Here is a 4,814-nt window from a genome sequence, read left to right on the forward strand (position 1 = left end):
TCGTTTACGTATCGGCACAGCGGCTTGTACCAATACTCTAGAACTCCGTCGGTGCTGTTTCCGTCTGAACCAGAGTTATAGCCGTGAATTGCAATGACTAAGCCAACGTTCTTTTGAGCAGTTTCGCTGGTTTGATAGAGCAGATCGACGACTTCCTGAATTCGCGGTGGAGTTTCATCGCTGACTGTTCCCGGATCGTCTTCCACATTGACGGGTGCTGTACTTTTTACGAAGTAACCCGGAATCGTCAAATTTGTATTGTCGAGCAAATCCTCCACCACAATATCCATTATTCCTACGCCTCACTGCTCGACTGAATTGACGATAGTCGCATTGATTCAGAAGCTTCAGTTTCTCAAGCAAAACTTAATGCCTCCGTTGATCTTCCGCAAGGCATACGCTACTGTGCAATATGGCTTTAGGGAATGGGGGTTGGGAATGGAGGTCATTCCAGCGATCGATGTGCTAGAGGGGCGGTGTGTGCGGCTGTATCAAGGCGACTACACACAAGCGCAAACCTTCGACGAGAATCCGGTATCGGTGGCGCGGCAGTGGGCAGAGCAGGGAGCCTCGCGGCTGCACGTGGTTGATTTGGACGGAGCAAAAGCGGGCTATCCAATAAACCTGCCTACGATCGAGGCGATCGTTCGAGCAATTGACATTCCCGTTCAGGTTGGCGGCGGCTTGCGCGATCGTCAGAGTGCAGCGGATCTGCTGAAAGCGGGTGTGCAGCGCGTAATTCTGGGAACCGTTGCGGTCGAGCAACCGGACTTGGTACGCCAACTATGTCAAGATTTTCCGGGGCAGATTGTTGTAGGGATCGACGCCCGTAATGGACAGGTCGCAACGCGGGGCTGGCTGGAAACGTCTGAAGTGCAGGCGACTGAATTAGCACAGCGTATGGCAGCGTTGGGCGTTGCCGCGATCATTTATACCGACATCCACCGGGATGGAACGCTGCAAGGACCAAATCTTGATGCGCTCAGAGATCTGGCAACGAGCGTAGCTGTGCCAGTGATTGCATCTGGCGGCGTTAGCTCCGTGACGGATTTGTTGAGCTTGCTAGCGCTGGAGCCGATCGGGGTCAGTGGGGCGATCGTGGGTCGCGCACTGTACACCGGCGATATTTCCCTTAAAGAAGCCCTTCGCGCAGTAGGTCCGGGACGCTGGCAGGATGTACCACCAGACTTTGGCTCCTCAGCATTTGCCTGAACACGATTCAATTCATTTAAGCAGCAGATCGACCCCGCGCCATATCCCGAATCAGCGGCAGGCGCGATTGAATGTAGTGGCTGTAGATAGCGACTTCGTTAGAATCTGTGCGGAGTTGCTTTAGCAACCACTGCACTAGATTAGTATCGTCCAGACTCAGAAGAACGTGAGCCTGAGTACGTTCTACGATGGACCAGAGTTGGCGCAGCATCAAAGGAGACATGAAGATTCTTCCAGTGGGTTAGGAGAGAGTGACGTTAGATTGCCCTATACGACGGAGAAGCCTCAGCTAAGTTTGCAATGTACATAAAACGCTAAACTGCGGTACCGTCCGGCTCTTTGCCCACCATACCGAATCTGATTCGACCTGAGGCAAGAACACATAAGACAACACAAGAGTTACAAAACAGTTAATGATCGGATGTATAACTTGATTTCGGATCCAGGAGAGAGACAGGACATTTTTGCAGGGTCGAGGCTTTGTTTTTGCCGCTCTCACCCCTTCACATACAGTCCCATTGGCTCTTTGATGAAGCGAATGTAGAAGTGCCGGAAGCTAGATCTGAGCACGCGGGGAAGTCCAAAATCGATCGGCATCAGCGTGTCGGGCAGCTTCCAATCTGAAATTTTTAGATCGGTGGGCGACAGATGCGGGAAGTCGATCGCGTCCAGATCGGAGCAAAGTCCTAGCCGCTGAGAAGCCGCAACGGTGGGAACGATCGCGGGAGCGACGCTGAGAAGCTCCACGACTGCGCGATCGAGCGCGAACACATCGCTGGACGCTCCCAACAGATTGAGCCGACGGGGTTCGCCACCGCTAGGTCCGTTGCCTTCGTGTCCCACAATGCCGTCCAATATCGTCAAATTGGGATTTACAGCGCGGGCGGTTTCTGCCAGCATGGTGCCGAAGCGGTCTCGGTCCTTGCCCGCCTCCATGTGCCACCACGCTTTCATCTTGCCCGGAACGCAGCCAAACAGGTTTTTTACGCCTAGCGTCAGCGTCAGTTGCGAGTGCGACTTCACTTTTGGCAGGTTGATCACCACATCCGCATCCATGGCTTCCTTAGACAGCAGCAGGTGGTTAAACTCCTCGCTGACGGTTTGGTAGCGCTTGCCGTGGAACTCGACGATCGGCAGCCCCAAGTCCTCGACCCAAGACTGGTAACCGTTTGCCATTGCCACACCCCTCGCACTGCCAAATGCGGGACCGTCGCCCATAAACGGCTTGCCGCCCACGTCTTGCACCATCTGCGCCACGCAGTACACCACTTCTGGGCGGGTGACACACTCCTTCGTTGGACGCGCCCCAGTCAGCAGATTCGGCTTCAGCAGCACGCGATCGCCCGGTTTGACAAACGCCGCTATTCCGCCAAGTGGCTCTAGCAGTGTCTCTAAGGAGGCGCGAAGTAACTCGCGATCGTAGGATTGAGCGCGGATCAGGCTGACGGCGGCTTGCTGAGTTGTCATGGCGTTCATGCAAATTTTCCTGTTTTCAACGTTACCAGGGTCAGATAGGGTGAGTTGTTAAGGTTGATTCAGTTCTCTAAAGTTGATTCAATTCTCAGTCGATTCAGTCAATGGAGGCTGTTGAAGCTCCTCGGGTGCAGCGACTCTGACAGCGACTCTGACGCCGTTGAGACCGCAGCGGGATTGTGGCTCGTCGTCAAGTCCTCTGCCAGCACGCGCATCCGGAGTATCGGCAGTTTGACTGTAAACACTGCGCCTAGCCCAATGCCGTCACTCGCGGCTTCAACCGTGCCGCCGTGCAGTTCGACTAAGTGCCGCACGATCGCCAAGCCTAATCCTAAGCCACCTGCGGCGCGCGTTGTGGTCGAGTCCGCTTGCCGAAACCGATCAAACACAAATGGCAGAAAGTCGGGAGCGATGCCTCTTCCACTGTCGATGATCGTGATCTCGACGAAGCGAGGAGAGTCAGAATTTTGAACGTTGAATGTTGAAGTGTCCAGCGGCTTTCCGTCCTCCGTTTCAGAAAGCTTCACCGTTACACGACCTCGTTCGGGCGTGAACTTAATGGCGTTGGAGAGCAAATTCCACACCACCTGCTGAAGTCGATCGGGATCGCCATAAATCTCGTTGATGTTCGGGTCTAACTGGGCATCCAGGTGAATGCACTTTGCGGCAGCAGCGGGACGCATCGAGTCGATCGCGGCGTCGATGACCGGAGTCAAAATCATTGGCTTGGGTTGGAGGCGCAATTTGCCGCGAATGATTTTGGAGACATCCAAAATATCGTCAATTAGCTGCGTTTGCAGTTTGGCACTGCGCTCGATCGTTTCCAGCGCTCGACCTTGCGCAACCGGATCGATTTGTCGCTTGCGCAGAATCTGTGACCAGCCCAAGATCGCGTTCAGTGGCGTCCGCAGCTCGTGAGAGAGCACGGCAAGAAACTCATCCTTGAGTCGATTCACCTGAGATAGTTCGTCTGCCTTGTCGCGCAGAGCCTGTTCTAGTCGGTGTCGCTCGGTCAAGTCCAGAATGAAAGCAATGGTCTGTCGCTGGTCGTCACCCAGCAGCGAATAGCCAACTAGAACTGGAACGCAGTGCCCATCCTTGTGAATAAACGCTTTCTCATAGGGTGCGCAGGCACCCTTGGCTTTGGCTTCAGCAATCCGATCGGCGTCGAGCAACCGATAGTCCGCAGGAGTCAGCGCATCCCACCGCAGGTTGCCTGACAGGTCTTCTCGTGAATAGCCGACCAGCCGCAAAAATTCGTCATTGACCTCATCGATACCGCCGTCCACGTCGCCGAAGATAATGCCGATGATATTTGCTTCCACAAAGCTGGTTAACCGCTCTTGGCTAAGCTGCAAGGCAGCTTCGGCGCGTTTGCGATCGCTCACGTCTGCGACAACCGACAGAACGCGGTCTTGCTCGCGAGTCGCTCCCTGGATCACGGCTGCCCACAGGCTAATATCCACCGGAGATCCATCTTTGCGCAGACGGCGAACTTCGACGCCGTTACGAAACTGTCCGCACAACGCCATCTCAATGTTGTGCTGGAATTCAGAACGCTTTTCTAGCGGCACCGAGGGCATAAAATTTCCGATCGCTTCCGCTGCCGTCCAGCCAAAAATTCGCTCGGCTGCTGGATTCCACAGCTCTACGTTGCCTTTGGAGTCAAGCAGCGTAATCGACAGTGGCGACGCTTGAATCAGCGCTTGCAGGGTTTGATTGGTTTCATTCAGGGCGGATTCGGCGCGGGTGCGCTCGGTAATGTCCAGTCCTGTGCTGATGATGTAGCTGACGCTGCTACGATCGTCAAACAGCACCGTATTCGACCAGGCAATCCGCCGACGAGTGCCGTCTTTAGCCAGCCAGTCACCTTCGTATTCGCTGGGCAAAATTGCCGATCGCAGCTTTGCTACCATCTGCTGCACCGTGTTCACGTCCTCACTCGGCGAGAACACTTCCCATACCCGCTTGCCGCGCACTTCGCTTGCCGCATACCCGGTGACGCGCTCACAGGTGCGGTTGAACTGAATGATCGTGCCTGCGCGATCGAGCACCAAAATTAGACTGCCTGCGGTATCCACCACTGCCGAGTTCAAATCTCGCTCTTTGCTCAGCGCTTTGACCAGTCC

At 54.8% G+C, this 4,814-nt stretch carries 4 protein-coding genes and 1 pseudogene; 1 reads left to right on the forward strand and 4 read right to left on the reverse strand.

What is annotated here, in order from left to right:
• A pseudogene (locus H6F43_RS14810) lies at positions 1 to 290 on the reverse strand (hypothetical protein); the annotation flags it as partial.
• A gap of 148 nt (positions 291 to 438) precedes the next feature.
• Here H6F43_RS14810 and hisA point away from each other — a divergent pair.
• Positions 439 to 1,212 carry a 1-(5-phosphoribosyl)-5-[(5-phosphoribosylamino)methylideneamino]imidazole-4-carboxamide isomerase gene (hisA, locus tag H6F43_RS14815; RefSeq protein WP_190343507.1) on the forward strand — a complete coding sequence of 258 codons (774 nt, stop codon included), beginning with the start codon at positions 439 to 441 and terminating at the stop codon, positions 1,210 to 1,212.
• Positions 1,213 to 1,228: 16 nt separating this feature from the next.
• Here hisA and H6F43_RS14820 read toward each other — a convergent pair whose 3' ends face one another.
• The 3 genes from H6F43_RS14820 to H6F43_RS14830 all read right to left on the reverse strand — a co-directional run.
• Complete coding sequence (locus H6F43_RS14820) at positions 1,229 to 1,435, reverse strand: hypothetical protein (protein ID WP_190343505.1); 207 nt, start codon at positions 1,433 to 1,435, stop codon at positions 1,229 to 1,231.
• 272 nt (positions 1,436 to 1,707) lie between these two features.
• On the reverse strand, positions 1,708 to 2,679 hold the full coding sequence (locus H6F43_RS14825; RefSeq protein WP_190343508.1) for a DUF362 domain-containing protein: 972 nt from the start codon (positions 2,677 to 2,679) through the stop codon (positions 1,708 to 1,710).
• A 107-nt stretch (positions 2,680 to 2,786) separates the two neighbouring features.
• On the reverse strand, positions 2,787 to 4,814 hold a 2,028-nt coding region (locus H6F43_RS14830; protein WP_190343506.1), incomplete at its 5' end, for a PAS domain-containing sensor histidine kinase.

Origin of the sequence: Leptolyngbya sp. FACHB-36, from assembly GCF_014695955.1 — a bacterium.
GTDB lineage: Bacteria > Cyanobacteriota > Cyanobacteriia > Leptolyngbyales > Leptolyngbyaceae > FACHB-36.